Here is a 26,453-nt window from a genome sequence, read left to right as displayed (position 1 = left end):
ATGCGCAGGACAGCGCCTCAGACGTTGATGGCGCTGTCCGACTTCATGCGCTTGCGCAGTTCGAACTTCTGGATCTTGCCGGTGGACGTCTTGGGCAGCGGACCGAAGTAGATCGCCTTGGGTACCTTGAAACCGGCCAGATGGCCCCGGCAGAATTCGGTCAGTTCGGCCGCATCGATGTTGGCCCCGTCCTTGAGTTCGACGAAGGCGCAGGGCGTCTCTCCCCATTTCTCATCCGGTTGCGCCACCACCGCTGCGGCCAGCACGGCCGGATGGCGGTACAGCACGTCTTCCACTTCCACGCTGGAAATGTTTTCGCCGCCGGAGATGATGATGTCCTTGCTGCGGTCCTTGATCTTGATGTAGCCGTCCGCATTCATCACCCCCAGATCACCGGTGTGGAACCAGCCCCCGGCAAAGGCTTCGTGCGTGGCCTTGTCGTTCTTCAGGTAACCCTTCATGCAGATGTTGCCGCGGAACATGATCTCGCCGATCTCCTCGCCATCGGCGGCCACCGGTTCCATGGTGTCCGGCGAGAGCACCGTCACTCCGCTCTGCAGGTGATAGCGCACGCCCTGGCGAGATTTCTGCACCGCGCGTTGATCCACCGACAGCGCGTTCCATTCATCCTGTTCCGCACACACGGCTGCCGGTCCATAGACTTCGGTGAGTCCATACACGTGGGTCAGCTCGAACTGCATCGCCTCCATCTTGGCCAGCACGGCCGCTGGCGGCGGCGCACCGGCCACCATCGCCTTGACCGGGCCACGGATGCCGGCACGCCAGCCCTCGGGCGCATTGGCCAGCGCCGCATGCACGATGGGCGCGGCGCAGTAATGCGTGATGCCATGTTCGGCGATCAGGTCGAACACCAGCTTGGGTTCGAACTTGCGCAGGCATACGTTCACGCCTGCACGGGCGGCCACGGTCCACGGGAAGCACCAGCCATTGCAATGGAACATGGGCAGCGTCCACAGGTAGACCGGATGCTTGGGCAGATCCCATTCGAGGATGTTGGAGACCGCATTCAGGGCCGCGCCGCGATGGTGATAGACCACGCCCTTGGGGTCGCCGGTGGTGCCGGAGGTGTAGTTCAGCGCAATGGCATCCCATTCGTCGGCGGGCCATTGCCATTCGAAATTTTCATCCCCATCGGCCAGCAGGGCTTCGTATTCCAGATGGCCGAAACGCTCGCCGGGTACCGGCGGCGGACCCAGCACGTCGAACACCTCGACGATTTTGAGCGCCGGCAATTGCGTGCGCAACTGCTGCGCCAGCGCGGCGAATTCGCTGTCGATCAGCAGCACCTTGGCTTCGCCATGGCGCAGCATGAAGACGATGGATTCGGCATCGAGCCGGATGTTGAGGGCATTCAATACCGCACCGGCCATGGGCACACCGAAGTGCGCCTCCACCATCGCCGGGGTATTGGGCAGCATGGCCGAGACGGTGTCGTTCTTGCCCACACCGAGGCGTTGCAGTGCGCTGGCCAGGCGGCGCGTGCGGCGATAGGTCTGGTCCCAGTCCTGGCGCAATGCGCCGTGAATGATGGCGGGACGCTGGCCATAGACGGCGGCGGCGCGCGCGATGAAATCGATGGGGGTGAGGGCCGCGTAATTGGCGGCGTTGCGGCCAAGGCCGGTGTCGAAGTCTGCCATGCTTGTCTCCTTGCAGCGGGGATGAGGGGCGCGGCCTGTGCATTTTTTATCAGCCGCCTGTTATTTTCTGCACTAGGGTAGCACCGAAGCGGCCTTGCGCTTTGTCATCACGACGACAAGGCTGACATGCGACAATGTTTGCCGTTTCCTTCCCTCTTTTCCTATCCCATGAGCAGCCCGATGGCGCAGCTTCTGCAGCAATACGACTGGTTCGCCGCGCTGGCCGGTGAGCATCGTGCGCTGGCCGCCGCCACCACCCAGTTGACGCGCTTTTCGGCCGATGCCTTCGTGGCCCGGCGCGGCGAACTCTCGCAATACTGGATCGGCGTCCATGAGGGCTTGATCAAGCTGGCCGTCTACAACATCGATGGCCGCAGCAGTACGCTCTCGGGCGTACCCGAGGGCGGCTGGTGCGGCGAGGGCAGCGTCATCAAGCGCGAGCCGCGCCGCTATGACGTCATCGCCATCCGGGCGTCACAGATCCTGCTGGTGCCAGCCGATACCTTCCACCGCCTCATGGCCGAGAGCCTGCCCTTCAACGCCTTCGTCATCGGCCAGTTGAACGAACGCATGGGCCAGTTCATCGCCACGGTCCAGAACGAACGCCTGCTCGATGTTGACGCCCGTGTGGCGCAGGCCATTGCACAGCTGTTTCATCCGATGCTGTATCCGCGTACTTCCAAGGTGCTGGAACTGTCGCAGGAAGAGATTGGCCTCTTGACCGGATTGTCGCGCCAGCGCGTGAACCAGGCCATGCGCCACCTGGCCGAGCTGGGGCTGGTGGAGATTTCCTACCAGAGCATCCGCGTGGTCGACCTCGATGGCTTGCGCGCCTTCGGCATGGCCTCGCTGTGAGCGGCCTGTCAACACGATGACAGTCAGGCGCCCGCTGCCGGCTTAAGATCAGGCGAGCATCCCAGCGTTCACACTGCATCGATTCATCCATGGCCATCATCACCCATCATCATCTGCTGCTGCGTGAACTGCGGTTCGCCGCCCCGGCGCGCGTGCGTGTCTGGAAGGGGGCGGCCACCTTGAAGAGCGGGGGCGTAGCGGTAGAGCTGCAGGAGGGCGAAAGCTTCACGGTGCCGCCCTTCGTGCGTTTTTCCTGCCTCGCGCATCCGCGCGCGACGGCACAAGGCATGCGCCCCGCAGTCTGGTCGCTGGCGCTGGAGGCACAGGCCAGCGCCGATATGGAACGCGCCGCCGACACCAGCAAGCCCCACGCCCGCCGCCTTGCCGCCGCCATCTTTGCGCAGCCTTGCGCCGACTGGTGCGCCGAGCGCATCGCAGGTCAGTGGCAGATCTCTACGGCCCGCCTGCGTGCCTTGCTGTTTGCCGAGGGGGAGTCATTGCGCAGCCTGGTGCGCGAGCAGCGCGTGGCCTGGGTACTGGCGCAACTGGCGCGGATGGAAGATGCCGGTGCCAGTCCCGCCGCCGCCGGGTTTGCCTCGCTGTCGGCCCTGCAGCGCGCCTGCCAGGACCTGATCGGCCTGCCGCCCGAGATTGCCGGCCGCGCCCTGTCGCTGCTGAGCAGCCATCCCCGGCCGTCCGTTGTGCTGCAGGATGACCAGGCCCGCCAGCCGCGCTACCGCCCTTATTTCTGAGGCGTCTGCGGCCGGGTAGCGGCAAGTTTGCTACCATCTGCGCTTTCCCTCAATTCTGTGTGGCCCGGTCCGGGCTGATTTCTCATGAGCAAGTTCTGGAGTCCCATCGTCAGCCGCCTGACGCCCTACACCCCCGGCGAACAACCCAAGATCGCGCGCCTGGTCAAGCTCAATACCAACGAGAGCCCGTATGGCCCGTCGCCGCTGGCCCTGCAGGCCATTGCCCGCGAGGTCAGCGACAACCTGCGCCTGTATCCCAATCCCGACGCCGAGCCCCTGAAGCTGGCCATCGCCCGCCGCCATGCCGCCGACGGCATCAGCGCGCGCGAGGTGTTCGTGGGCAACGGCTCCGACGAAGTGCTGGCGCACGCCTTCCAGGCCCTGCTGCAACATGGCAAGCCCATCCTGTTCCCGGACATCACCTACAGCTTCTATCCGACCTATGCCGGCCTGTACCAAGTCGACTATCGCGCCGTGCCGCTGGCCGAGGATTTCACCCTGCGCACCGAGGATTACCTCGGCCATGGCGATGCCATCGGCGGCATCATCTTCCCCAATCCCAATGCGCCGACCGGCTGCCTGCTGGGACTGGACGAAGTGGAGCGCATCCTGCAGGGCAACCCGGAGCGCGTGGTGGTGGTCGATGAGGCTTATATCGATTTCGGCGGCGAGAGCGCCATCCCGCTGGTGCAGCGCTATCCCAATTTGCTGGTGGTGCAGACCTTCTCCAAGTCGCGCGCACTGGCCGGCATGCGGGTCGGTTTCGCAGTCGGCCATGCTGACCTGATCGATGCGCTGGAACGCGTCAAGAACAGCTTCAACTCCTACCCGCTGGACCGCCCCGCCATTGCCGGTGCCACCGCCGCCATCGAGGACGATGACTATTTCCGCAAGACCTGCGACATGGTCATCGCCAGCCGCACCGCACTGGTGACGCAGCTGGAAGCACTCGGCTTCGAGGTCCTGCCCTCGGCGGCCAACTTCGTCTTCGCCCGCCATCCGCAGCGCGATGCCGCCGAGCTGGCCGCTGCCTTGCGCAGCGACGGCATCATCGTGCGCCACTTCAAGAGCGAGCGCATCAAGCAGTTCCTGCGCATCACCATCGGCACCGATGAGGATTGCGGCACCCTGGTGGAGGCATTGCGCCGCCATCTCGGCCAGCAGTAAGTGTCCCCTCTGCGGGCCGCGCCGGTGTTGGTCGCGCGGTCCGATGTGCAGAAAACGTCAAGCGCCTGCGGTGCGTCCTTCTCCCGCGCCCAGCGGCCTTTGCCGCCACGCCACCAGCGCCCCCGCCAGCAGCATCAGTGCAGAAAACGTCAAGCCGCGTTGCAGGCCGCCGGCACCATCGGCGATCCATCCGACGATGGATGGGCCGATGATCTGCCCCACGGCAAAGATGATGGTGAAGGCGCTGATGCCGGCTGGCCAGTCCGAGGGCGGCAGGTTGTGACGCACCATGGCCGTGGTCGACGCCACGGCCGACAGGAAGCAGCCGCCAAACAGCAGCCCTGAGGCAAACACCGCCACCGGCGCGGCCGTCGTGGCCGGCAGCAGCGTGGCCAGGCACAGCAGGCCATTGAGGATGGCCAGCGATTGTCCGCCCCGGAAGCGGTCCAGCATGCGCGCCCAGATGCGTGAAGACGCAAAGGTCGCTGCGCCCAGCAGCGCAAAGAACAGCGTGATGCGCGCCGGTGCCATCCCTTCTTCCTTCAGCAAGGCGATGACGAAGGTCATGTAGCCGATGTACCCGAGACCGAAGAATAAATAACCGATCAGCCCGAACAACAAACTGCGCGGACGCCAGGCCCCGCCTCCTGCCGCCTGCGCCGGGGAGGTCGGCATCAGCCGCGCGGGCAGCGTCATGACCAGGCTGGCCACCAGCGCCAGCGCACCCAGCAGGATCCACGCCCATTGCCACGGATGGGGCGCACCCCGGGCGGCTGCGGCCTCCATTACCGGTGGCACCAGCAGCGAGGCGGCCACGATGCCGATGCCGGTACCGCCGTAATACAAGCCCAGCAGCAGGCCGGCGCGCTGCGCATGCAAGGCCGCCAGCCGGCTCACCAGCAATCCGCCCGAGACGAAGATGAGCGCACTGGTCACACCCGTGACTATCCGCAGCAGCAATTGCAGCAGCGTGTCCGTGGTCAGCGCCGGCAGGAAGGACAGCAGGGCGGTGGCGAAGGCCCCCGCGATCAGCACGCGGTGCGCCTGATAGCGGCGCATCAGGCGCGGCGTCAGCAGCGCGCCCAGCAGGTAACCCAAGGCATTGCCGGTATTCATGCCGCCGGCGATGAGGTAAGGCCAGCCGAGGTCGCTGCGCATCGGCGCCAGCAGCAGGGCATAGGAGAAACGCGCCACCCCCAGCGCCACGGCCGTGCCCAGCGACAGGGCCAGGGCGGTCAGGATGGGATGGCGCAGGATGAAAGGCGAGGGCGCATGCGCGGCGTGCGGGGGCATGGAATGGCGTCTCCTGGCGGTCTTGTTGTGGTGTGGGGTGCCAGTGTAGCCGAAGCGGTCAAACCGCTGCGCCGGGCTAGGGCCTGTTCACATTAAATCTGCGAGTGCGAGAGGTCGCCAAGCGTTGTCTGCCTAGGCGCGGCGACGCGCCGTGGTGGTGCCACGGCAAGGAGCTGCAACAACGGCAGGCGACGCTTGGCGGCCTCTCCCGGAGGGTTGCCCCCAGAAGGCGCGCTGGCCGCGTTGCACGTCAGGGCTGGTGGCACCACCACCAGCCCTGACGCGCGCCTTGCCACCCCGCCTTCTGGGGGCAACGCATCTCGCAGATTTAATGTGAACAGGCCCTAGTTGGTGACCGGCCGCCAGTTGTGTTGCTGCACCACATGCAGACAGGCATCCACTACCACGGGATCGAGGCGAGACCCGCTTTGGCGCTGGATTTCTTCCAGGGCGACTGCCATGCCCAGCGACTTGCGGTAAGGCCGGTCGGCCGACATCGACTCGACGATGTCAGCCACGGTCAGGATGCGCGCCTCCAGCGGCAGCGCATCGCCGCCGATGCCGCGCGGATAGCCGCTGCCATCAAGGTACTCGTGATGGCACCAGACGATCTCGGCAAGGTTGAAGGGGAAGCTGATCTTGTTCAAGATCTCGTAACCGAACTGCACGTGGGTCTTGAGCACGCCGTATTCGTCAGCGGTAATGCGGCCGGGTTTGGTCAGCAAATCGAGCGGTATTCTGGCTTTGCCGATGTCGTGCACTTGGGCGGCCATGTGCAGCACGTCGATGCGCTCGGCCGGCAGGGCCAGATGACGGCCGATCATCACCGCCAGCTCGGCGGTCTGGTCCTCGTGGTTGGGCGTATAGCCGTCAGTGAGCCGATGCAGGGCGATCAATGCATCGATGACTTCCTGGTAGATCTTGTTCGGTTCTGAAACTGGCATTCCTGTCCCTGCGTGATTGCAGCCGCTGGCAGCGTGCACGGTCGCTCAGAGGTGTTGCTCGATGGAGGGTGACAGGCGATGCACCTGCCGTGAACCTTTGCCGGTTCCTTTTCTCTGAATGAGCCCCTCTTGGGGAAGCCCCGACCCGCTGGTCCGACGACGCATGTGCATGCGTTTTCCCGGTTGTCGGATAATAGCGGTCTGCAATATTGAAACTCATTTCAGGAAAGAAATGATTCTGCGCAGTTTACATTCCTGACTGATCGATGACAACAAAGCTGTCCACTTCCCGCCCGTCTTCTGCCCTGCGCCTGATCTGGCGCAAGTTTGCCATCCCGCTCTTCTTCCTGTTGCTGGGCGTGGTGTTTTCCACCTGGGCGGCCCGCATTCCCGCCATCCGGGACCATCTGCAGCTCGATGCGGCCACGCTGGCGCTGGTGCTGCTGTGTGGCGGCATCGGCGCGGTCGGCTCCTTCCCGCTGGCCGCGTGGATCACCGGCCATTACGGCGCGCGCCACAGCACGCTCTACGCGGGGCTGGCCCTGCTGGTGTCGCTGCCCTTGCTGGGACTGGCGCCGAACGTGGCCTCGCTCATGCTGATCTGCACGCTCTATGGTGCGGCGTCCAGCTGCTTCGACGTCGCCATCAATGCGCTGGGCGCCCAGGCCGAACGCGACGCCGGCCGACCCATCATGTCCATGCTGCACGGCTGGTTCTGCGTGGGCACCTTCTCCGGTGCGCTCGCCGCCAGTGCCGTGGCGGGCATGGGCATCGCACCGATCTGGCACTTCCTGCTGGTGGCCGCGCTGTTCCTCTATCCGCTCTACGCCTGCTATGAAGCGCTGCCCGATGACCGCCCCGAGCACGATCCCGCACGCAAGCTCTTCGCGCTGCCGCACGGACATCTGGTGGTGCTGGGCGTGATCGCCTTCTGCGGCGCCATCGTCGAAGGTTCGGTGGCCGACTGGAGCGGTATCTACATGAAGGATCATATCGGTGCCAGCGATGGTGCCACGCCCCTGGCCTATGCTGCCTTCGCCGGGATGATGCTCATCATGCGCATGATCGGCGACCGTCTCAAGGCCCGCTATGACGCGCGCCGCGTGGTGTGGGTCGGCACGCTCATCGCGAGCTTGGGCATCGCCCTGGCCGTGGCGGCACCCGGCATGACGCTGGCCATTCTTGGCTTTGCCATTGCCGGTACCGGCGTGGCCGCGGTCTTCCCGTTCGTCTTCAGCGCTGCCGGACGGCATGGTTCCAGCGCCCTGGCGGCGGTGGCCACGCTGGGCTACAGCGGCAGCCTGATCGGCCCGCCGGTGTTCGGCTTCCTCGCCCATGGCTGGGGATTGCAGGCTGCACTGGCCTTGCTGGGCGTCTTGTGCCTGGCCATGGCCGGGTCCAGCCGCCGCGCGCAGTGGCTGCAGTAAGGCCTCCGCTTTTCACTTCTACTACCTCTGATGCAAGGAAAAAATACGATGCGCAATCTGGTCCTGCTGCCGGGCTTCATGCTCAATGCCCACCTGTGGGATGACATGCAGGCCGACCTGTCCACGCTGGGTGCACTGACCTTCGGCGACCTCGGCCAGGATATCGGCATCCAGGCCATGGCCGACGCCGTGCTGCGCCAGGCGCCGGAGCGCTTCGTGCTGTTCGGATTTTCGATGGGCGGCTTCGTGGCCCAAGCCATTGCGCTCAAGGCACCGGAACGCGTGCTGGGCCTGGGTTTGCTCAATACCTCATCGCGCCCGCAGACCGAGCGCGAATCGGCGGGCACACTGGCGCAGATCGAGCTGGCCCGGCGCACCCCCTTCAAGGGACTGACATCGCGCGCACTGGCCTCTTCGCTGCATCCGGCGCGCAGCACCGATCGCGGCCTGCTGGACCGGCTGCAGGCCATGGCCCTGGCCAATGGCAAGGAGGTGTTCCTGCGCCAGCTGCAGACCCTGCGCGACAGCAACGCCGAGGATCTGCAACGGCTGCAGTGCCCGGTACTCATCGTCAGCAGTGACGAAGACAAGCTGCGCAGTGTGGAGGAATCGGAAGAGATGGCGCGCCAGATACCGCACTCGCGCCTGGAGATCATCGGCGACTGCGGTCACATGACGCCGATGGAAAAGCCGCAGGAATTGTTCGGGATCATCTCTGACTGGATCGTGCAATCCGGTCTGTGAAGCCTGCGCGTCGGCCAGTCCGGGACCGGCGCGGCAGGACTTGAGGGGGCTTCAGCCCTCGTCGCGCTCCTTGCGGGGCGCTTCGGCAGAGCGGCTGCCGGGCCGTTTGTTCACTTCATCCAGTCCGCCCGTGCCGCGCAGGTCGGTATCGACCTGGCCCTTGCGGATATCGTCATATGCCTGGCGAATCTCGGGGCGCTCGACGGCATGGCCGCTGTTGGCGGCGTCCTGGCGGTCCGCATGCTGGTCATGCTCATGCGGCAGGCGCGGCTTGTCATGTTTGGGGTGACGGTCTTTTCTGGTTCTCAGGAAGCTGGTCATGGTGGTGGTCCTCGCAATTGAATGGTTGACTCTTCTTTTGCCGCAGGGCGATGCCGTGTGAGAGTGGCCACAGCGCATCATCACGCCTTGCATCTGCATGAAGCGAACAAGTACGACCGGGCCTCACAACAGAAGTGCCGCGAGTTACAAAGTGAGATGAAAAATAAGATTTTGTCCGACAGACAATTCGTACAAGCCGGCGCACAAGGCGCGGAAAGAAAAGAGCAGATGCCCGCTTGGACGCGCCAGGACTGGCTGCGTTCCCCATTTGCTGTGAATGGCCGCACATGAAAAAAAAGGCGGACCCGGGTAGCGGTCCGCCTTTTACTTAGTTTTTCACGCCGCTCATGATGGCGAGAAGCTCATCCGTTACTGCAAAAGCGTCGCCTCACAGCGACAGTCGCGCACGCGCGGCGCGATATTCCTCTTCCAGCCTATCCACCATTTCGGCCACGGTCGGCACATCTTCCATCAATCCCACGCCCTGGCCTGCGCCCCAGATATCGCGCCATGCCTTGGCCTTGCTGCCGCCGCCGGAACCGAAGTTCATCTTGGTCTTGTCGGCTTCGGGCAGGTTGTCCGGATCGAGGCCGGCATTGACGATGGACTTCTTCAGGTAGTTGCCGTGCACGCCGGTGAAGAGGTTGGTGTAGACCACATCGGCGGCGGTCGACTCCACGATGGCCTGGCGGTAGGCGTCGTCGACATTGGATTCACGCGTGGCCAGCCAGCGCGAGCCCATGTAGGCGAAGTCCGCGCCCATGGCCTGCGCTGCCAGCACCGCATCGCCCGTGGCGATCGAGCCGGACAGGGCCAGCGTTCCCTTGAACATCTTGCGCACTTCACCCACCAGCGCGAAGGGCGAGAGCGTACCTGCATGGCCACCGGCACCGGCGGCCACCAGGATCAGGCCATCGACACCGGCTTCCAGGGCCTTCTCGGCATGGCGCAGCGAGATCACGTCATGCAGCACGATGCCGCCATAGCTGTGCACGGCATCCAGCATTTCCTTGGGTGGTGCGCGCAGGCTGGAGATGATGATGGGCACCTGGTGCTTCACGCAGGTGGCCACGTCCTGGGCCAGGCGGTCATTGGACTGGTGCACGATCTGGTTGACCGCGATCGGTCCCGCCTTGCGTTGCGGGTGTTCCGCTTGCCATTGGGCAAGCTCGTCCTGCAGCTGGGTCAGCCAGGTGTCGAGCAGCTCGGCCGGGCGCGCGTTGAGGGCAGGAAACGATCCGACCAGCCCGGCCTTGCACTGGGCTGCCACCAGCGCCGGGCCGCTGGCGATGAACATGGGCGAGCAGATGATGGGCAGGCGCAGATCTTGCAATGCTTTGGGGTAAGCAGGGGCTGGTGGCATGGTCGTCTCTCTTGGGTTGTCATTATCTCAAGGCAACAGGGCAGGACCCCATGCCGCTTTTGTCCGGCGATTATAGGACAAAAAGCGACAAAATATAACGGTCGTGCTTTTTGTTGCGCGAAGGTGAAATTTTCAGGAAATTATTTATATGATTTACTGTCTTCCCTTCATGCGTGCTATGTTTTCCACAAGCCTGCAATAAAAACAGGCCGCGCAGGGCGCTACCGGGGGCGTCTTGCGGACCGGCTCAGCCGGAAGGGCCATGCCCGCGTTTCATCTATCGTTACTAGCCGTAGGGGGGAATCATGCAACACTTTGATCTCGTCAATATCCTCATCATCGTCCTGGCCGCCGTCGCACTGATTGGGGGCGCGCTGCTGCACAAGCGTGCACTGAAAAAGGCGCTCATCGAATCGGACAAGCTGCCGGTGCGCGGCCTGCGGCGTTATCGCCAGCAGTGAAGCGCGGCGCTTGCCCGCCATCCTGCGCGGCATTCTTTTCATTCAATACGACCATTGCAGGCTGAACCCGCCGGTCAGCGTACCGGTGGGGAATCCCTGTGGCCTGGTCAGTGGCGCAGCGATGAAGAGCTCCATGCCGAGCTTGTCCACGTTGCCACGCCAGCCCAAAACGGCACCGCTCAAGCGGCGCCCGCTCAGGCTTTGCGTCAGTGGTCCCGCTACCGCGCCGGTATCGACGCCGGCGTACACTTCCTGCCCGCCTTCTCCCATCCCCCAGGACAACTCATTGCGCAGCAGCCAGCCGCGCTCGGCCTGCAAGTTCATGTCGCCATCAAAGCCACGCACGGTATAGCGTCCGCCGATGGCGAACTGATCCTGCGCCGGCAGCTTGCCCCGGTTCCATTGGGCGCGCGCCGTTGCGTTGTAACGTAAACGCGCCGTGCCCAGCGTGAAGGGCGCATGGATCGCCGCGTCCGCCAGCCACAGTCCATAGCGCGTGGTGATCTGCGGCAGGTCGAGTTCGTCCTCGGGCGCACGGCCTTGCCGGTCCAGTGCACGGCGATGGCTCAGGTTGATCTCGGCCACGGCCGGTCCGATGAAGTGGCGGTGATTCACGCTCCATTCCCATGCCGTCATCCTGCGCTGTTGCGGCGCCAGCGGGATCTGGTCGACGAAATTGAAGGACTTGCGCAGCAACAGCCGGCCTGCGACATGGCTCTTGCTGGTGGCATTGCGTTGCAGGAGGCGCGACAGTTTGACTTCGCTCGTTTCGGCATGGCCGCTGTAGACCACCGGTTCAAAGGCGCCCTCCACCGTCTGGTGATAACGGCTGCCCGAGAGCGTCGCCGAGAGCAGCCAGTAGCCGAAGGGCAGCGAATAATGCACGGTATGGCTGCGGCTGCCGCGATCCCCATAGCGCCCCAGGCTGCGCGTGAGACTGGCGTAGAAGAGATCATTGAGCGTCCACCAGTTGTCATAGGCCACCGTCACGCCTGCCTGATAGCGGCCAGTGGTGCGCGCACCGCCATCGTCCAGCGAGGCTGACACGCGGAACGGAAAGGCCTGCCGGTATTGCACGACCAGATCGCTGTCGCCGGCTTGCGCGTCGGATTCTTCCGAGGGCGTGATCTCGATGTCGGCCTCCGCTGTCGGCACGCGCCTGAGGTTTTCCAATCCTTGCTCGATGGCGCGCAAGTCGAGCAGATCTCCCTCAGACAGCGGCAGTGCCGTGACAGCATTGCCGCGCGTGTCCGCTCCCTCGGCCATGCGCACCTTGCGCAACCTGCCCGGTATTACGGTCAGTACCAGCCTCCCGGCTGAAAGATCCTGCGGCTGCGCCAGCACGCGGGTGGTGGTGTAACCGCCGTGGCCTGATGCGTTCCGACGAAGACATAACGCTGCAGAGCCAGAGCCTGCGCAACGACGACACCCAGGGCAAGGATCAGGGCATCGAAGGCCGCAGCGTAAGTGTTACCACGGGCGCGCTCTACAACAACGGTGCCATCCGCACCGGCCAGTCATTGCAGATAGCCGCCAGCGACAGCGTGGACAATCGCGGGGGACTCCTGTCTTCGCAAGGCACGCTGTCAGTCAATGACCTGGCCAGCACCCGCAGGCTGGTGATCGACAACGAGGGCGGACGGATCCTCGCAGGCGGCGACCTCAGTCTCACATCGCACTCCCTGATCGGCAAGGGCTTGCTGTTGAGTCACAGGAATCTGCGTATCGATGTGGCCACCGATCTGGAGCAGCGCGGGGAAACCGTTGCCGGTGGCGATCTCGATCTGCGCACCGGCGGCCGCTTCAGCAACTACGGCACGCTGGCCGCAGGGGCAGCGTTGCGCGTGACTGCCAGGGGATTCCAGAATCATGCGGGTGCTTCGATACTGGGCGGCGATGTCTCGCTGTCTGCCGGTGCGAGCCAGGACTTCATCAACCGCGGCCTGGTCGATGGCGTCACCACGCGCATTCAGGCTGGCACGCTCTACAACCTCGGTGCCGGGCGCATCTACGGTGACCGCGTCGCGCTTGCTGCAGATGTGCTGCACAACGCACCGGAAACCATTGATGGCGTACAAAGAGCCCCCGTCATCGCGGCACGTGAGCGTCTGGATATCGGCACCGGCTTGCTCTACAACAGCGAGCAGGCGCTGCTGTATTCGGTCGGCGGCATGTCCATTGGCGGTGCCATCGGCAGCGACCATCGCGCGACCGGACGCGCGCGCGAGGTCAACAACACCAGCGCGACTGTCAATGCTGATGGCGCGCTCACCATTGCTGCCGATGCGATCAACAACCGGAATGCGCACTTCGAGATCGCCGAAGAGAGCAAGCCGGGACGCAGGGTCATCAACTACCGGCTGGTGGGGTCGCCGGATTTCGTCTCCGGTGACCATGCGCGGCTGATCCATCAGGATAGTGGCCAGATCATCGCGCCGGAGAACTGGCGCGCGATGGGTGATGAGGACAACTTCCGCCTGCTGCTGCCGTCGGCGGAATATCCCTTTGCTCGCTACGGACCGCCGTTTGATTACAGCCGATATGTCCGCAGGCGCGACACTTCCGATAGTGGCGTGGGTGTTGACCGTGCCTATCTTCGCCCGCTTGCTGCCGTCAGTACCGAGTCCTCCAGTTTCGAGGCAGAGCCGGAGCGCTTTGTCTATCAGCCTGAGGACAGGATATGGGACGTGTTCGGCCTGGCACGGCCTACCGCTCCCATACCGCCGGAGCCCGCTCTGCCGAAACTCTGCAGCGTTCCAGACTCCTGCCGAGATGCGGACTACCGGCGACGGTACGGCGAATGGAAAGCGATCCGTGATGCGCAGTTTCCGTACCACGACAAGCTCGACAAGGCGATCCTGAAATTCAACCGTTCCATCTACGCCCGCATGGCGAGCGAGTGGATCATCTACGACGGCACCGAGCAGATCCAGCGCACCACCGTGACCCGCAGCGCAACTGGCTGTCGTCCGACTTCCTGGTGCGTGCGTATCAGGACCGCTTCGGTCCTGCGCCGGGGTACCAGCGTTTCGGTGATGGCTTCTACGAACAACAGCTGATCCAGCGGCAGATCCAGGAAGCCACCGGCCAGCGCTATCTGAACGGCTTCAGCAACAACGAGGCGCAATACCTGGCGCTGATGCAAGCCGGGCTGCAGCAGGCACAGGTCCAGCGCTATGCGTTGGGCATCGCACTCTCCGAAGCACAGATCGCCCAGCTTAAAACGGACATCGTCTGGCTGGTACAGCGGAGGGTGACGCTGGCCGATGGCCGTGAGCAGGAAGTGCTGGTGCCGCAGGTCTATCTGCAGCCGTCGAGCCTGCGTGTGAGTGGTCGCCAGACCCTGATCGCCGGCAATGAAGTCGCCTTCCAGACCGTGCAGGACATCCTCAATCGCGGCGGCACCATCGCCGCACGATCGGGTGTGACGCTGCGCGCGGACAACGTCCGCAATCTCGGCGGGCGCATCGAGGGCGGCTCGGTCCGCCTCCTGGCGCAGAGCGATATCGAGAATGCCGGCGGCGTCATCGATGCCAACGACAAGCTGGCGCTGAGTGCGGGCCGGGATGTCGTACTTCGCAGCACCAGCGTCACGACTGCCAATGCCATCACCACGGGACGCAATATCGATCAGGTGGCCAGCGTCAGCGGCAAGGACGTGGTGCTACTGGCGGGCCGCGATCTGCAGGCCGATGCTGCCGTCATTGCCGCCTCGGGTGACGCCGTGTTGGCGGCGGGCCGGGATGTGCGTCTTGGTGTCGTGCAGGAATATTTCCGGCAGGAGATCCGTTGGGCCGATGACAAGGGCGGCAGCAACTGGGTCAGTCGCTTGACCGGGCCTAACTTCGTGGATCGCGCCAATGGTGCGCACGGCACCAGCGAGGTCGGCATCAATCGCGCCGTGGTGACCGGTAACAAGGAGGTCGCCACGCAGGTCAGCGGCAACAGCATCCGCATCCAGGCGGGGCAGGATGTGACGAGCAAGGGCGCGCAGGTGGTGGCGGAGAACGCGTTGCAAGTCGAGGCCGGGCGTGACATCCACATCGGCACCGCCAACGTCTCGGCCATCCTGGGATGCGCCGGTGCCATGGCCAAGGAGGCAGCGTGTGGCGCAGGTGCGCTGGGCGCATCGGCCGGTACCGTCATCAATGCGCTGCTGCAGTCTGCGGACCGGCCGGGCAGTCAGGAGAAGGAGTCGCGCACGAATCTGGTGACCAGCATCGTGGCGGGGATTGCAACGGCTGCCGGAAGCACAGCGAATCCGACGGCCACGCTCGCCGCCCAGCTGGAGGCAGAAAACAATGCCTTGGGGGTGAGCTACTCCAAACAATTCCTGAACAAGATCAGGGCTTGCGACGCATCGCAGGGGGCGTGCTTTGCCGAGCTGAAGGAAGACGCTGCGAAGCAAAGAAAATTGTTTACGGAGCAGTTGGAGAAGGGGGGCAGCGGAGCGGCGGCGACTACCTATGCCTGTGAGTCGGTGATGAGCTCGGGGCAGGCTGCGCTCAGTGATCTTGCTCATGCGCTGTACTTCGCGAAGACGGGGGATCAAAAAGCGTACGTCAAGGCGCTGATTGTCGAACAGACCTTGGATATGGACCGGCAATTTCCCAATCTGGCGGCGCTGGGGGAGAGGGCTGGTTTTCTGGATCAGCTGGCTTTGCAACTGCAGCAGATGTGGGCGGATGTCGGCCCTGCGGGGGCAAGTTCAGGGCTGATCAGTTCGGGGAATGTGGCGATAAGTCACGCCAAGAAGCCATACGTTCCTAGCGTGAAACCGGTAGCCAACATGGATCAATTTTTTAATGGATCAGCTTTTGGAGCCGAGGTGAAGGCTGGAACTAAAAAGGCGAAAATCGTTTATGACGGGCAAATGGTCTATGCCGCTGAACGGGAAATTGGAGCGGAGATTAAAAAGGGGGACCAGCTATATTTGGATGGCCGTCACAAAGATCATCTTGAAGTATTCGATAAGCACGGGAAATTTAAATCTGTTCTTAATTTGGACGGGACACGCAATGAGGATAAGACAAATGCTGCAAAAACACAGAGGAGAAGACTGAGATGATAGATATACGCAGAATGGATTTGATTAAAGATGTATTTCAGAACTTGTCCAAAAATAGGCAGCTGCTGCGGACGGAAATGAATGATAACAATGATGGCAATGACAGATCGGTCGCGTACCTCAACTACGATTTTCCACTGAGCGAGAGGCTTAAAAATGAACTGTCGAACCTAACTCACTATTTTCAAATGTATCGACGTGCTGTTGGCGAAAACGATCGGTTGGCAGCCTTATTCATGATCACCTGCGCTGGCGATCTGGCCCGAACGATCTCGGATGTATTCGGTGGTATCGAGGACGCTATTGATAAAGTGATGTACAGAGATCTGAGGTTCTCTTGGCCATCTGTACCCGAGGGATACAAGATTCCGCAGCCATTGCTGGTGGCCGCCAAGGAAAAATTGAAGTGTATGGCGGATTTTGGCAATGCGGACGATCACGATGTACTGATGTTCTGGGAAAGTTCAGTAGGAAAAATTGAGGTGGTGAAAAAAGATAGCGTCGATGTCATTCGTAAGACATTTATCGAGTCGGCCGAAAGCATTGGTGTATCGAGAAAGGAGATGAATGAAAGTATGGATGAGAATGATCATTTCGAATGGTGTATTGACTATCGGCGCTGCCTGGGAGCGCAGCTGGAGGTAGATCTTGATGAACTTCTTCTCTTCCTTGAAGCTCATCGGATCGCGATCCAGCAGAACGATCTGTTGGCGGCGTACATAACGCTCCTCTATTGTGGAATCCATGCCCAGAATGTTTCCGGTTTTTTTCTAAACATTAAGGACGAGGTCGATAGGGTCGCTGTTCTGGATAAGAGATTTTCGTGGCCTTGCATACCAGACGGCTACGAACTTCCTAAACATTTTGGTTTGTCACCCCATTCTTGATAGGCTGGGTTTTCTCCACGTATGTTTCCAACTGAAAAAGAGCATCTGTGGCTATCGTTCAGTTCTGAATTGCTCGCAACCAAAATGAACACGGTCATAAATTTAGACGTCGTCCAGACGACCTTTTTGTCACTGGTCCAATCCGTAGGTTTGACTAAAGAAGAGATCATGTCCGAGGAAGACGAGCACGGACGATGCCACTGGTCAATTAATCACGACGCATCCTTAAGCTTGGAGTTCTGTAAGAACTTGCAAGCGCTGACTTCTTTATTTGAGTTTTCTAATAGAGCAAGGCTCTCCGGTGATGACTTGACTGCCTATTGCGCGCTGATGCGAGCTGGGCTCCATGCGCTTATATTGCAGGATGTTTTCGAAGAGATCATGAACGATGTCGATAAGGTTCTGTACGGAGATAAAAGATTTTTCTGGCCCTCTATCCCGGAGGGATATCAGATACCTCAGCATTTGTTGGCGGCCGGAGCTGACACAATGAAGCGCGTGAAGGGTCCTGATGACACTGCGGGTCGCGACGGACTGATGTTATCGAAAGGCGCGACAGGAGAAATTGTAGTGATGGGAAAGGATCGAATCGACGCAATCAGCAAGACGTTCATCGAATTGGCTGAAAGCATAGGCGACACGCGAGAAGAAATGGATAAAGCGAAGGATGAAAATGATCATTTCGAATGGCGTATTGACTACAATTCCTCACTGGGTGATCGTCTGGAGCGATATCTTGACCAGCTCTTCCTCAGCGTAGAGGTCCACCGTATTGCTACTCACAGGAGTGACCAGCTGGCCGCTTACCAGGCCCTCAAAGATGTTGGAACTCATGCCCGATCGATATCGGAGTTATTCGGAGATATCAAGGCTGATGCGCATAAGGTCAGCATTTTCGATGAAAGATTTGCTTGGCCAGAGATCCCTGATGACTACAGATTTCCAGAACATCTGGTGATGAGCGGCGGCTGTTGATCAACGAGGTCTCATCGACGTCAGTCCCTTAGTCCTCCAAAGACCCAATCTCACTCGGGCGGCAAGAGGCTTGCGAGCGGTCGGGTACGTCGGAGGGCAACACTGTTTCAGAATCCGGTGAGTGACCAAATGAATAAATGTTATAAAAATTTATTTCGCAGCCTGCCTGGCAATGCTAGTTGGGAAGGAAGCTTTTACGAGAGGCTTGTCGAGTATGGGATATGGGATGAGCAAGAGTTTTGGAAATTTCATAAGGATCTCCTAGACATAGCGACGCTAATGAAGCACCGGAAAGTGGAGTGGGAAATCGCAACGGCCGTTGTTCGACTGTACGTAAAGATTGCATCTCTTATTTCCTCCCACTTCAATGCCAATGATATTTTCAAGATACAAAATCTTACTGATTCCGAGATTTTGGAATTCTATGAGCGGTTGGACTTGGCTGTGGTCGGCGCATTTTCGGGCGAGATTTTAGACGAGAGTCGCTTTGATCTTAGAAATCCATTTATTGATGGATAAGAAGGGGAAATAGATGGATATCTGCTGCGCGAATTTGTACCGAAATCTCCCTAGCAGCCAAGATTGGGATGGCACTGTTAATTTTAATAAGCGAGATTTGGCTCTTGCTCAAGGAAGAAAATTGAAATGAAAAACCTAGATGGATTAGATTTGATTCAATCAGCGTTTTTGGAGTTGACGTCCAGTATCGGTTTAACTATCGATGAAATGAATGAGGAGATAAAAGATGACGGTCAATTTGAATGGTCTATCGATTATGAAACATCACTTGATGAGCAACATGATTACGACTTATCTAAGCTCTTGTCGTATTTTGAGATTCATCGGATAGCGCGGAAATCGAATGACCATCTGACGGCTTATGTGGCCCTTCTTGAAGCCAGGCTCTTTGCACAGAATTTAAAAAATCTATACAGAAGCATTGAAGACGAAATCGACAAGGTGATGTATCGAGATCCTAGATTCACGTGGCCAGATATCCCTGAAGGCTATAAGTTTCCTGAAGACTATCTTGAGCGGAAGTAATAGAAAATATCACTGCCGAAAAGCCAGAAGAGGACCGATGACTAAAATGAGCCAATGCAATGACCCAGCCCAACCTGCTCACCCCAAGCAGCTAAAGCAAATGCCTCAGCTAGCGCCTTCATCCCCAACACCCCGCAAGCGGCAGAGGTTACAGAAGCCGATCCCGCCCCCAATATCTCGGCCCCTCCCAATAACCCTCACCCCACCCGCTTAGCCGCCAACGCATTCCCCACCCTGCTCACCGACTTGCGCCCCAGCTGCTGCGAGATGAACTGCCCCGCCTCGGCCACCGCATCCAGATCAATCCCGGTCTCGATCCCGAGCCCGTTCATCATGTACAGCACATCCTCGGTCGCCACATTGCCAGTCGCGCCCTTGGCATACGGACAGCCCCCCAGCCCCGCCACCGACGCGTGATAGATGCTGATGCCCGTCTGCAGACTGGCATAGATATTGGCCAGCGCCTGCCCATAGGTATCGTGGAAGTGACCCGACAAACCTTCGATATGGAATTCACGGATCGCCGTCTCCATCACCGGCCGCACCTTGCCCGGCGTGGCCACGCCGATGGTGTCGGCGATGTCGATCTCGTCACAGCCCAGCTCGCGGAAACGCCGCACCACGTCGGCCACTGAGTCCAGCGGCACCTCACCCTGGTACGGACATCCGAACGCGCAACTCACCGCCGCACGCAGGCGCTTGCGGTGGTCCTTGGCGGCCTTGGCCACTTCGGCAAAACGTTCGATGGATTCGGCAATGGAGCAATTGATGTTCTTCTGCGAGAACGCCTCCGAAGCCGCTCCGAAAATCACCACCTCATCCACCCCCGCCTCCAGCGCCGCCTCGAAGCCCTTCATGTTGGGCACCAGCGCGGAATACACCACGCCCGGCTTGCGGGTGATGCCATGCATCACCTCGCTGGAAGTGGCCATCTGCGGCACCCACTTGGGCGAGACGAAAGAAGCCGCCTCCACATTCGGAAACCCCGCCGCAGAAAGCCGGTTCACCAGCTCGATCTTGACCTCGGCGGAAATGGTTTCCTTCTCGTTCTGCAAACCGTCGCGCGGTCCGACTTCAACGATCTTCACTTTCTTGGGCAGGCTCATCATGCGGGTCTCCGTTGGGGTTGTTGTATGGCGTGGATGACTGTCGAACAGTTCAGCTGGCCGCTGGCGCGGCATCCAGCCGCACATCGGCCACCGTGCCGCCGGTCATCTTCTCCAGCTGCGCGGCCGTGAGGTTGAAGACGGCATGCGGATGGCCGGCCGCCGCCCAGACGCTGTCAAAGTTGAACAGGTCCTGATCGATCAGCATCACCGGCTTGACCACGTGGCCAATCGGGCAGACGCCGCCGATGGCATAACCGGTCGTGTCGCGCACGAATTTGGCGTCGGCCTTGCCCAGCGGGCCGGTGAGGGCGGTAACCTTGGCTTCGTCCACCCGGTTGGCACCGCTGGCAATGACCAGCACCGGCGCACCGTCAGAGACTCGGCGGAAGATGATGGACTTGGCAATCTCGGCCACGCTGCAGCCCACGGCCGCAGCGGCTTCGGCAGAGGTGCGGCCGGTCGAGGGCAGCATCGTGACCGGTTTGTCATGGCCCATCGCTGCCAGCAGGTCGGCAACGCGTTGGGCGGAAGAGGGCAGGGCGGCAGCAGGTTCGTTCATGGCGTTCATGGCGTTTGACTAGGAGGCGCAAGGCCGGCAGCAGGACAAGCCGGAAATGATAACAGCACCCCCGCCCCCTCTGCCGCGCAGGCCCGCATTCAGCGATCCAGCAGGAACACGCCATCGCTGGCGGCGGCTCCCGCCTTCTGCAGTTGCGCTACGCACCAGTCGGCCAGGGCTGCATCCTCCATCTGCACGAAGCGCGCATTGGTGATGCGCAACAAGGGGATCTCCCGCATCATCGCCGGCAAGTCCGCCAGCGCAATCCGGCCGCGTTCGAGCAGCAGGAATTTCACCAGGACCTTGATGCCATTGTGCGCATTGCGCAGCGGATTGGCCTGCAGATAATCGAGCCGCGAGAAGGCCTTTTCCAGCGCATCGTCCACCTCGGTGAAAGGCGCGCCATGGCCGGGAATCACGGTGCGCACATCGAGGCTGCGGATCAGCTCCAGCGTGGCGCGCGCCTCTTCGAAACCGGATTCGCCATCCAGCTCCGGGAAGATGATCCCGAAGCCATTGCGCCACAAGGCATCCGCCGAGATCAGCACACCCTCCTGCGCGCAATACAGCAGCAGCGCATGCGGGTCATGGCCGGGCGCGGCCAGAGCGGTCCAGTCGAGATCACCCAGGCGCAGCACATCGCCGCTGCGGATCAGTTGGTCATGCTCAAAGCGCGGGCAGCGCTGGCCGGTGGCGCGGTAGCTCAGGGCGTCTTCGTCCCACTGGCGCACCTTGGCATCCTCGGCAGCCGGGATGGCAATGCGGCAGCCATAGGCGGCATGCAGGGCGGCATTGCCGCCGCAGTGGTCCGAATGCAGATGGGTATTGAGCAGCACATCGAGCCGCTCACGCCCGCGCTGGTGCAGGACGTGGCGCACCAGCGTCTGCGTCTGTTCGGCATGGGCAACGTAGCCGCTGTCGATCATGGCGACTTCATCGCGGCCGAACAGCAGCACGTTGTTGGACGACAGCCAGCCCCGCTCCAGTACGTGCAGCGAGGGGGGCAGGCGCAGTGCGGACGTGTTCACGGCGCGCGGCTCACGCGGCCTTGAAGTCCAGCAGCTGCGCACCTTCGGCCACCTGGTCGCCAACCGCGTAGCGCAGCGCTTCCACGGTGCCGGCCGAGGGCGCGGCGATGGTGTGTTCCATCTTCATGGCTTCCATGATGAGCAACGGCGTGCCCTGCGTGACGCTCGCGCCCTGGTCCACCAGCAGCGCGACGATCTTGCCGGGCATGGGCGCGGTCAGGCGTCCGCCCTCGGCCTCTGCATGGCCGGCGTGGGCCATCGGGTCGAGCAGGCGCAGGCTGTGCTGGCTGCGGCCATCGAAGAGGTGTAGCCCTTCGCCTTCCCAGGCCACATCGGCTTGCAGGGTACGGCCGTCCAGGGCAATGCGCACGCTGTCGGAGTTGGCCGCATGCAGGGCCAGCGTGTGCGTGTTGCCGCCGATCTGCAATTGCCATTGCCGGCCGTCGCCCGCGTAGTCGATCCGGACTTCGCTGTTGCCTGAGTCATCCTCGAAATTCAGGCTGCGCTGCAGGCGGGTATTGAGTCGCCAGCCGCTGGTCTGGGCCCAGGGATCGCGGCTGTCCTGATGGCGCTGCTCCTGTTGCAGCAGGGCTGCGGTGGCCAGGGCCAGCGTGTCGGTCGTGGGCGCAGCCGGGGCAGGGAAGAGCGCGTCGCGGTGACGTTCGATCAGGCCGGTATCGAGATCGGCCGTCGCAAATGCCTGGCCTGCAATCAGCCGCTGCAGGAAGCCGATGTTGGTCGCCAGTCCGACCACCTGGTATTGCGCGAGCGCACGCGCCATGTTGCGCAGGGCCGCATCACGGTCCGCACCCCAGACGATGAGTTTGGCGATCATCGGATCATAGAAGGGCGAGATGGCGTCGCCCTCGCGCACGCCAGCGTCGATGCGCACGGCCGCCGGTTGCGTGGCGCCGGGTGCGGCCAGCGTGAATTCCACCGCAGGGGCGCTGCGCATGCGGGTGAGCGTGCCGATGGCGGGGAGGAAGCCTTTCTCGGGATTCTCCGCATAGATGCGCGCCTCGATGGCATGGCCCTGGATGCGCAACTGCTCCTGCTTCAGCGGCAGCGGTTCGCCCGAGGCCACGCGCAATTGCCACTCCACCAGGTCCAGTCCGGTAATCATTTCCGTGACGGGGTGCTCGACCTGCAGGCGCGTATTCATCTCCATGAAGTAGAAACTGCCATCCTGGTTGGCGATGAATTCCACCGTGCCGGCACCGACGTAGCCCACCGCACGGGCCGCCGCGACGGCCGCCTCACCCATGGCGGCGCGGCGGCCGCAGCTCATGCCGGGGGCCGGGGCTTCTTCCAGCACCTTCTGGTGGCGGCGCTGCACCGAGCAGTCGCGCTCGAACAGATAGACGCAATGGCCATGGCCATCGGCAAAGACCTGGATTTCGATATGACGCGGACGGGTCAGGTATTTCTCCACCAGCACGCGGTCATCGCCAAAGCTGGAGATCGCCTCGCGCTTGCAGGAGGCCAGTGCCGCCTCGAAATCTTCACTGCGTTCGACGACGCGCATGCCCTTGCCGCCGCCACCGGCGCTGGCCTTGAGCAGCACCGGGTAGCCGATGCGGTCTGCTTCCGCGCGTAAAAAATCGCTCTCCTGGCGCTCGCCGTGATAGCCCGGCACCAGCGGTACGGCGGCCTTTTCCATCAAGGCCTTGGCAGCGGATTTGGAGCCCATGGCATCGATGGCCGAGGCCGGCGGGCCGATGAAAACCAGGCCGGCATCGGCGCAGGCTTGGGCGAATCCGGCGTTCTCCGACAGGAAGCCGTAGCCGGGGTGGATCGCCTGTGCACCTGTGGCGAGTGCGGCGGCGATGATCTTGTCGGCGCAGAGATAGCTTTCCTTGGCCGGCGCCGGGCCCAGGTGCACGCTCTCGTCGCAGGCGGCCACGTGCTTGGCCTGCGCATCGGCGTCGGAATAGACGGCCACGGTGGCGATACCCAGGCGGCGGGCCGTGGCGGCCACGCGGCAGGCGATTTCGCCGCGATTGGCGATCAGGATCTTGGCAAACATGGTGTCTCCTCGGTGGCGCGCTTCAGATGCGGAAGACGCCGAATCGGGTCTCTTCGATGGGTGCGTTCAGGGCGGCCGACAATCCCAGCGCCAATACCTGGCGGGTATCGGCAGGATCGATCACGCCGTCGTCCCACAGGCGCGCCGAAGCGTAATACGGATGGCCCTGGGTTTCATATTGGGCGCGGATGGGCTCCTTGAATGCGGCTTCCTCTTCTGCGCTCCAGCTGCCACCGCGCGTTTCGATGCCATCGCGCTTGACGGTGGCCAGCACGCTGGCGGCCTGCTCGCCGCCCATCACCGAGATGCGCGCATTGGGCCACATCCAGAGGAAGCGCGGCGAGAAGGCGCGGCCGCACATGCCATAGTTGCCCGCACCGAAACTGCCGCCGATGATGACGGTGAGTTTGGGCACTTTGGCGGTGGAGACGGCCGTGACCATTTTTGCACCATGGCGCGCAATGCCCTCGTTCTCGGCCTTCTTGCCGACCATGAAGCCGGTGATGTTCTGCAGGAAGATCAGCGGGATCTTGCGCTGGCAGCACAGTTCGATGAAGTGCGTGCCCTTCTCGGCCGCCTCCGAAAACAGGATGCCGTTGTTGGCGATGATGCCCACCGGCATGCCGTGCAGGTGCGCGAAACCGCACACCAGCGTGGTGCCGTAGCGCGCCTTGAATTCGTCGAACTCGCTGCCGTCGACGATGCGGGCGATGACCTCGCGCACATCGAAGGGCTTGCGCGTATCGGTCGGGATCACGCCATACAGTTCCTGCGCCGGATACTTGGGTTCCACGCTCTCGCGCAGGGCCAACTGCTGCGGCTTGCGGCGGTTGAGGTGGCTGACGATGTTGCGCGCGATGGCCAGGGCATGGGTATCGTCCTGGGCCAGGTGATCGGCCACGCCCGAAAGTCGCGTGTGCACGTCGCCGCCGCCCAGTTCTTCAGCCGTCACCACTTCACCGGTGGCCGCTTTGACCAGCGGCGGGCCGGCCAGGAAGATGGTGGCCTGCTCCTTGACGATGATGGACTCATCGCTCATGGCCGGCACATACGCACCGCCTGCAGTGCAGGAGCCCATCACCACCGCGATCTGCGGAATCCCCTTGGCCGACAGGTTGGCCTGGTTGTAGAAGATGCGGCCGAAGTGGTCGCGGTCGGGGAAGACCTCATCCTGGTTGGGCAGGTTGGCCCCGCCGCTGTCGACCAGATAGATGCAGGGCAGGTGATTGAATTCGGCGATCTCCTGCGCGCGCAGGTGCTTCTTGGCCGTCATCGGATAGTAGGTGCCGCCCTTGACGGTGGCATCGTTGCAGACGATCACGCACTCCTGCCCGGCCACGCGGCCGATGCCGGTGATGATGCCGGCCGAGGGGGCGGCATCTTTGAGGTTGCCTTCGCGGTCTTTCTCGCGGTACATGCCGTAGGCGGCCAGTTGCGAGAATTCCAGGAAGGGCGTGCCGGGGTCCAGCAGCCTCTGCACCCGGTCGCGCGGCAGCAGCTTGCCGCGTGCCAGGTGCTTCTCGCGCGCGGCCTGGCCGCCGCCTTCGGCGATGGCTGCTACCTTCTGGCGCAGGTCGTCGACGATGCGCTGCATGGCATCGCGGTTGTGCTGGAATTCCTCGCTGCGCGGGTTGAGCTTGCTTTCAATCTGCGGCATGGTTTGGTCTCTCTGTTCAGTTTCTTGTTGTGCTGTCGGCCGCACCGGCGCTGGTGCAGCGGGGCATGGTGCAGAAAACGTCAGTCCTCCGGGAAGCGCCCGTCCACGTAATACCAGCGGGCCTGGCCACTGTCGTCAGGCTGGCGCACGAAGTTGCTGATCTCGTGCAGGCGGTGCGCCTTGCCACCCACCTTGAAGCGCGCCACGAACTCGACGGTCGCTTCATCGCTGCCGCTGGCGTGCTGGTGTTTCTTGATGTCCAGGCCGATCCACTTGACGTCGGTTTCGCTGGTCAGCTCTTCTTCCGGCAAGGTGTCCGGGAACCAGGTCGCGCGCAGGTAGGCTTCGTCGCGCAGGGCGAAGGCCGTATAGCGCGAGCGCATCAGCAGTTCGGCCGTGGCCGGCACCTGGCCACCGGTGATGAAGCGGCCACAGCATTTCTCGAAGCTGGGCTGGCCGCAGGGGCAGGGGCCGGACTTGTCTTTCCTGGTGCTCATCAGATCTTTCCGTTCTTGAGGAAGGCTTCCAGCTGGGTGAAGCGGTCGAAGCCCCAGAATGGTTCGCCATCGACGATCATGAAGGGCGAGCCGAAGACGCCAGCCTTGCCGGCCGCTTCGGTGGCTGCGCGCAGCTGCTCCTTCAGTTCGGGCGTACCCAGCGCCGCTTCCAGCGCGGCGCGGTCGATGCCGTTGTCGGCGGCGATGCGCAGCACGTTGTCGGGCACGCTGATGTCGATGTCTTCGGTGAAATAGGCGCTGTACAAGGTCTTGATCAGGTCCACCGCCTTGGCCGGCTGGGTCTGCTGCACCCACAGCGTGGCGCGTGCGGCGACTTGCGTGCCGATGGGGAACTGGCTCGGGGCCTTGTAGAAGATATTGTGGAAGCGCGCGGTGCGCTCCATGTCGTGACGCGAGTAGTCGCCCTTGACCGGAATGTTGGCCAGCGAATTGGTGCCCAGTGCCTTGAAGATGGGACCCAGCAGGATGGGATGCCAGTTGACGCTGCGGCTGTATTTCGCGGCCAGCTTGTCGATCTCGACCGCAGCGAAGTAGCCGTAGGGCGAGCTGAAGTCGAAGTAGAAATCGATGGGTGTGCTCATGATGTCCGTTGTGTTT

The 26,453-nt window shown here is 62.1% G+C and carries 25 protein-coding genes and 1 pseudogene; 12 read left to right on the top strand and 14 right to left on the bottom strand.

Annotated elements, in window-relative coordinates; translation table 11 throughout:
• Positions 1-17: 17 nt before the first annotated feature.
• A complete protein-coding gene (locus ACWFUC_RS04295; protein WP_489624210.1) occupies positions 18-1,658 on the bottom strand; it encodes an acyl-CoA synthetase in 1,641 nt (546 codons plus the stop codon).
• Positions 1,659-1,838: 180 nt separating this feature from the next.
• On the opposite strand from ACWFUC_RS04295, the gene ACWFUC_RS04290 reads away from it, so the two are divergent.
• The 3 genes from ACWFUC_RS04290 (at position 1,839) to hisC (ending at position 4,432) form a co-directional block, all read left to right on the top strand.
• Positions 1,839-2,513 (top strand): Crp/Fnr family transcriptional regulator, encoded by a 675-nt coding sequence (locus tag ACWFUC_RS04290; RefSeq protein ID WP_259433719.1) that lies wholly within the window; start codon positions 1,839-1,841, stop codon positions 2,511-2,513.
• Between the two features lie 89 nt (positions 2,514-2,602).
• Entirely contained in the window at positions 2,603-3,265 is a 663-nt protein-coding gene (locus ACWFUC_RS04285; protein ID WP_489624209.1) for a hypothetical protein, read from the top strand.
• An 84-nt stretch (positions 3,266-3,349) separates the two neighbouring features.
• Positions 3,350-4,432: a histidinol-phosphate transaminase gene (gene hisC / locus ACWFUC_RS04280; protein WP_489637452.1), complete on the top strand. Its 1,083-nt coding sequence runs from the start codon at positions 3,350-3,352 to the stop codon at positions 4,430-4,432.
• 57 nt (positions 4,433-4,489) lie between these two features.
• Here the strand turns inward: hisC and ACWFUC_RS04275 are convergent, their stop codons facing one another.
• A complete protein-coding gene (locus ACWFUC_RS04275) occupies positions 4,490-5,725 on the bottom strand; it encodes a YbfB/YjiJ family MFS transporter (protein WP_489624207.1) in 1,236 nt (411 codons plus the stop codon).
• A 344-nt stretch (positions 5,726-6,069) separates the two neighbouring features.
• Positions 6,070-6,669, bottom strand: coding sequence for an HD-GYP domain-containing protein (locus ACWFUC_RS04270; protein WP_039790209.1), 600 nt, complete (start codon positions 6,667-6,669; stop codon positions 6,070-6,072).
• A 266-nt stretch (positions 6,670-6,935) separates the two neighbouring features.
• Between ACWFUC_RS04270 and ACWFUC_RS04265 the strand changes: the two genes are divergently transcribed.
• Entirely contained in the window at positions 6,936-8,096 is a 1,161-nt protein-coding gene (locus tag ACWFUC_RS04265; RefSeq protein WP_134223921.1) for an MFS transporter, read from the top strand.
• A 48-nt stretch (positions 8,097-8,144) separates the two neighbouring features.
• Entirely contained in the window at positions 8,145-8,840 is a 696-nt protein-coding gene (locus ACWFUC_RS04260; protein WP_489624206.1) for an alpha/beta fold hydrolase, read from the top strand.
• Positions 8,841-8,891: 51 nt separating this feature from the next.
• On the opposite strand, the gene ACWFUC_RS04255 is transcribed toward ACWFUC_RS04260, so the two are convergent.
• Both ACWFUC_RS04255 and ACWFUC_RS04250 read right to left on the bottom strand, forming a co-directional pair.
• Positions 8,892-9,161: a hypothetical protein gene (locus ACWFUC_RS04255; protein WP_034339950.1), complete on the bottom strand. Its 270-nt coding sequence runs from the start codon at positions 9,159-9,161 to the stop codon at positions 8,892-8,894.
• Between the two features lie 388 nt (positions 9,162-9,549).
• Positions 9,550-10,524, bottom strand: a complete 975-nt coding sequence (locus tag ACWFUC_RS04250; RefSeq protein ID WP_489637451.1) for an NAD(P)H-dependent flavin oxidoreductase — start codon at positions 10,522-10,524, stop codon at positions 9,550-9,552.
• Between the two features lie 305 nt (positions 10,525-10,829).
• Between ACWFUC_RS04250 and ACWFUC_RS04245 the strand changes: the two genes are divergently transcribed.
• Entirely contained in the window at positions 10,830-10,985 is a 156-nt protein-coding gene (locus ACWFUC_RS04245) for a hypothetical protein (RefSeq protein ID WP_489624204.1), read from the top strand.
• Positions 10,986-11,027: 42 nt separating this feature from the next.
• On the opposite strand, the gene ACWFUC_RS04240 is transcribed toward ACWFUC_RS04245, so the two are convergent.
• Together ACWFUC_RS04240 and ACWFUC_RS04235 are read right to left on the bottom strand one after the other, a co-directional pair.
• Complete coding sequence (locus tag ACWFUC_RS04240) at positions 11,028-12,140, bottom strand: ShlB/FhaC/HecB family hemolysin secretion/activation protein (protein ID WP_489637619.1); 1,113 nt, start codon at positions 12,138-12,140, stop codon at positions 11,028-11,030.
• A pseudogene (locus tag ACWFUC_RS04235) lies at positions 12,117-12,338 on the bottom strand (POTRA domain-containing protein); the annotation flags it as partial. The gene ACWFUC_RS04240 and the pseudogene ACWFUC_RS04235, both read right to left, overlap by 24 nt.
• A gap of 20 nt (positions 12,339-12,358) precedes the next feature.
• Between ACWFUC_RS04235 and ACWFUC_RS04230 the strand changes: the two are divergent.
• The 6 genes from ACWFUC_RS04230 to ACWFUC_RS04205 all read left to right on the top strand — a co-directional run bounded on the left by ACWFUC_RS04230 (position 12,359) and on the right by ACWFUC_RS04205 (position 18,959).
• Positions 12,359-14,044 carry a hypothetical protein gene (locus ACWFUC_RS04230; protein WP_489637450.1) on the top strand — a complete coding sequence of 562 codons (1,686 nt, stop codon included), beginning with the start codon at positions 12,359-12,361 and terminating at the stop codon, positions 14,042-14,044.
• Entirely contained in the window at positions 13,966-16,053 is a 2,088-nt protein-coding gene (locus ACWFUC_RS04225; RefSeq protein WP_489637449.1) for a hemagglutinin repeat-containing protein, read from the top strand. Before ACWFUC_RS04230 ends, ACWFUC_RS04225 begins: the two co-directional genes overlap by 79 nt.
• Entirely contained in the window at positions 16,050-16,940 is an 891-nt protein-coding gene (locus ACWFUC_RS04220; RefSeq protein WP_489624200.1) for a hypothetical protein, read from the top strand. The genes ACWFUC_RS04225 and ACWFUC_RS04220 overlap by 4 nt, the downstream gene beginning before the upstream one ends.
• Before the next feature lie 168 nt (positions 16,941-17,108).
• A complete protein-coding gene (locus ACWFUC_RS04215) occupies positions 17,109-17,915 on the top strand; it encodes a hypothetical protein (protein ID WP_489624199.1) in 807 nt (268 codons plus the stop codon).
• A gap of 129 nt (positions 17,916-18,044) precedes the next feature.
• Positions 18,045-18,434: a hypothetical protein gene (locus tag ACWFUC_RS04210; RefSeq protein WP_489624198.1), complete on the top strand. Its 390-nt coding sequence runs from the start codon at positions 18,045-18,047 to the stop codon at positions 18,432-18,434.
• Positions 18,435-18,560: 126 nt separating this feature from the next.
• Positions 18,561-18,959 (top strand): DUF6853 family protein, encoded by a 399-nt coding sequence (locus ACWFUC_RS04205; protein WP_310161487.1) that lies wholly within the window; start codon positions 18,561-18,563, stop codon positions 18,957-18,959.
• A gap of 197 nt (positions 18,960-19,156) precedes the next feature.
• Here the strand turns inward: ACWFUC_RS04205 and ACWFUC_RS04200 are convergent, their stop codons facing one another.
• The 7 genes from ACWFUC_RS04200 to ACWFUC_RS04170 all read right to left on the bottom strand — a co-directional run bounded on the left by ACWFUC_RS04200 (position 19,157) and on the right by ACWFUC_RS04170 (position 26,437).
• Entirely contained in the window at positions 19,157-20,065 is a 909-nt protein-coding gene (locus ACWFUC_RS04200) for a hydroxymethylglutaryl-CoA lyase (RefSeq protein ID WP_489625594.1), read from the bottom strand.
• 52 nt (positions 20,066-20,117) lie between these two features.
• On the bottom strand, positions 20,118-20,627 hold the full coding sequence (locus tag ACWFUC_RS04195; RefSeq protein WP_121041275.1) for a YbaK/EbsC family protein: 510 nt from the start codon (positions 20,625-20,627) through the stop codon (positions 20,118-20,120).
• Positions 20,628-20,725: 98 nt separating this feature from the next.
• Positions 20,726-21,655, bottom strand: a complete 930-nt coding sequence (locus tag ACWFUC_RS04190; RefSeq protein ID WP_489624197.1) for an MBL fold metallo-hydrolase — start codon at positions 21,653-21,655, stop codon at positions 20,726-20,728.
• Between the two features lie 10 nt (positions 21,656-21,665).
• On the bottom strand, positions 21,666-23,681 hold the full coding sequence (locus tag ACWFUC_RS04185) for an acetyl/propionyl/methylcrotonyl-CoA carboxylase subunit alpha (RefSeq protein WP_489624196.1): 2,016 nt from the start codon (positions 23,679-23,681) through the stop codon (positions 21,666-21,668).
• A gap of 22 nt (positions 23,682-23,703) precedes the next feature.
• The gene (locus ACWFUC_RS04180) at positions 23,704-25,338 is read right to left on the bottom strand and encodes a carboxyl transferase domain-containing protein (RefSeq protein WP_489624195.1); all 1,635 of its coding nucleotides are present in this window, start codon (positions 25,336-25,338) and stop codon (positions 23,704-23,706) included.
• A gap of 80 nt (positions 25,339-25,418) precedes the next feature.
• On the bottom strand, positions 25,419-25,835 hold the full coding sequence (locus ACWFUC_RS04175; RefSeq protein ID WP_121041271.1) for a YchJ family protein: 417 nt from the start codon (positions 25,833-25,835) through the stop codon (positions 25,419-25,421).
• Positions 25,835-26,437: a 2-hydroxychromene-2-carboxylate isomerase gene (locus tag ACWFUC_RS04170; RefSeq protein WP_489624194.1), complete on the bottom strand. Its 603-nt coding sequence runs from the start codon at positions 26,435-26,437 to the stop codon at positions 25,835-25,837. Before ACWFUC_RS04170 ends, ACWFUC_RS04175 begins: the two co-directional genes overlap by 1 nt.
• Positions 26,438-26,453: the final 16 nt, after the last annotated feature.

The sequence above is a fragment of the Herbaspirillum sp. Her4 genome (genome assembly GCF_057961335.1).
This window is presented reverse-complemented; position numbering and strand designations above follow the sequence as displayed.

Bases quoted from the DNA above. Each gene is read 5' to 3' on its own strand.
- ACWFUC_RS04295 (WP_489624210.1), bottom strand. From the start codon at position 1,658: ATGGCAGACTTCGACACCGGCCTTGGCCGCAACGCCGCCAATTACGCG.
- ACWFUC_RS04290 (WP_259433719.1), top strand. From the start codon at position 1,839: ATGGCGCAGCTTCTGCAGCAATACGACTGGTTCGCCGCGCTGGCCGGT.
- ACWFUC_RS04285 (WP_489624209.1), top strand. From the start codon at position 2,603: ATGGCCATCATCACCCATCATCATCTGCTGCTGCGTGAACTGCGGTTC.
- hisC (WP_489637452.1), top strand. From the start codon at position 3,350: ATGAGCAAGTTCTGGAGTCCCATCGTCAGCCGCCTGACGCCCTACACC.
- ACWFUC_RS04275 (WP_489624207.1), bottom strand. From the start codon at position 5,725: ATGCCCCCGCACGCCGCGCATGCGCCCTCGCCTTTCATCCTGCGCCAT.
- ACWFUC_RS04270 (WP_039790209.1), bottom strand. From the start codon at position 6,669: ATGCCAGTTTCAGAACCGAACAAGATCTACCAGGAAGTCATCGATGCA.
- ACWFUC_RS04265 (WP_134223921.1), top strand. From the start codon at position 6,936: ATGACAACAAAGCTGTCCACTTCCCGCCCGTCTTCTGCCCTGCGCCTG.
- ACWFUC_RS04260 (WP_489624206.1), top strand. From the start codon at position 8,145: ATGCGCAATCTGGTCCTGCTGCCGGGCTTCATGCTCAATGCCCACCTG.
- ACWFUC_RS04255 (WP_034339950.1), bottom strand. From the start codon at position 9,161: ATGACCAGCTTCCTGAGAACCAGAAAAGACCGTCACCCCAAACATGAC.
- ACWFUC_RS04250 (WP_489637451.1), bottom strand. From the start codon at position 10,524: ATGCCACCAGCCCCTGCTTACCCCAAAGCATTGCAAGATCTGCGCCTG.
- ACWFUC_RS04245 (WP_489624204.1), top strand. From the start codon at position 10,830: ATGCAACACTTTGATCTCGTCAATATCCTCATCATCGTCCTGGCCGCC.
- ACWFUC_RS04230 (WP_489637450.1), top strand. From the start codon at position 12,359: ATGCGTTCCGACGAAGACATAACGCTGCAGAGCCAGAGCCTGCGCAAC.
- ACWFUC_RS04220 (WP_489624200.1), top strand. From the start codon at position 16,050: ATGATAGATATACGCAGAATGGATTTGATTAAAGATGTATTTCAGAAC.
- ACWFUC_RS04215 (WP_489624199.1), top strand. From the start codon at position 17,109: ATGTCCGAGGAAGACGAGCACGGACGATGCCACTGGTCAATTAATCAC.
- ACWFUC_RS04210 (WP_489624198.1), top strand. From the start codon at position 18,045: ATGAATAAATGTTATAAAAATTTATTTCGCAGCCTGCCTGGCAATGCT.
- ACWFUC_RS04205 (WP_310161487.1), top strand. From the start codon at position 18,561: ATGAAAAACCTAGATGGATTAGATTTGATTCAATCAGCGTTTTTGGAG.
- ACWFUC_RS04200 (WP_489625594.1), bottom strand. From the start codon at position 20,065: ATGAGCCTGCCCAAGAAAGTGAAGATCGTTGAAGTCGGACCGCGCGAC.
- ACWFUC_RS04195 (WP_121041275.1), bottom strand. From the start codon at position 20,627: ATGAACGAACCTGCTGCCGCCCTGCCCTCTTCCGCCCAACGCGTTGCC.
- ACWFUC_RS04185 (WP_489624196.1), bottom strand. From the start codon at position 23,681: ATGTTTGCCAAGATCCTGATCGCCAATCGCGGCGAAATCGCCTGCCGC.
- ACWFUC_RS04180 (WP_489624195.1), bottom strand. From the start codon at position 25,338: ATGCCGCAGATTGAAAGCAAGCTCAACCCGCGCAGCGAGGAATTCCAG.
- ACWFUC_RS04175 (WP_121041271.1), bottom strand. From the start codon at position 25,835: ATGAGCACCAGGAAAGACAAGTCCGGCCCCTGCCCCTGCGGCCAGCCC.
- ACWFUC_RS04170 (WP_489624194.1), bottom strand. From the start codon at position 26,437: ATGAGCACACCCATCGATTTCTACTTCGACTTCAGCTCGCCCTACGGC.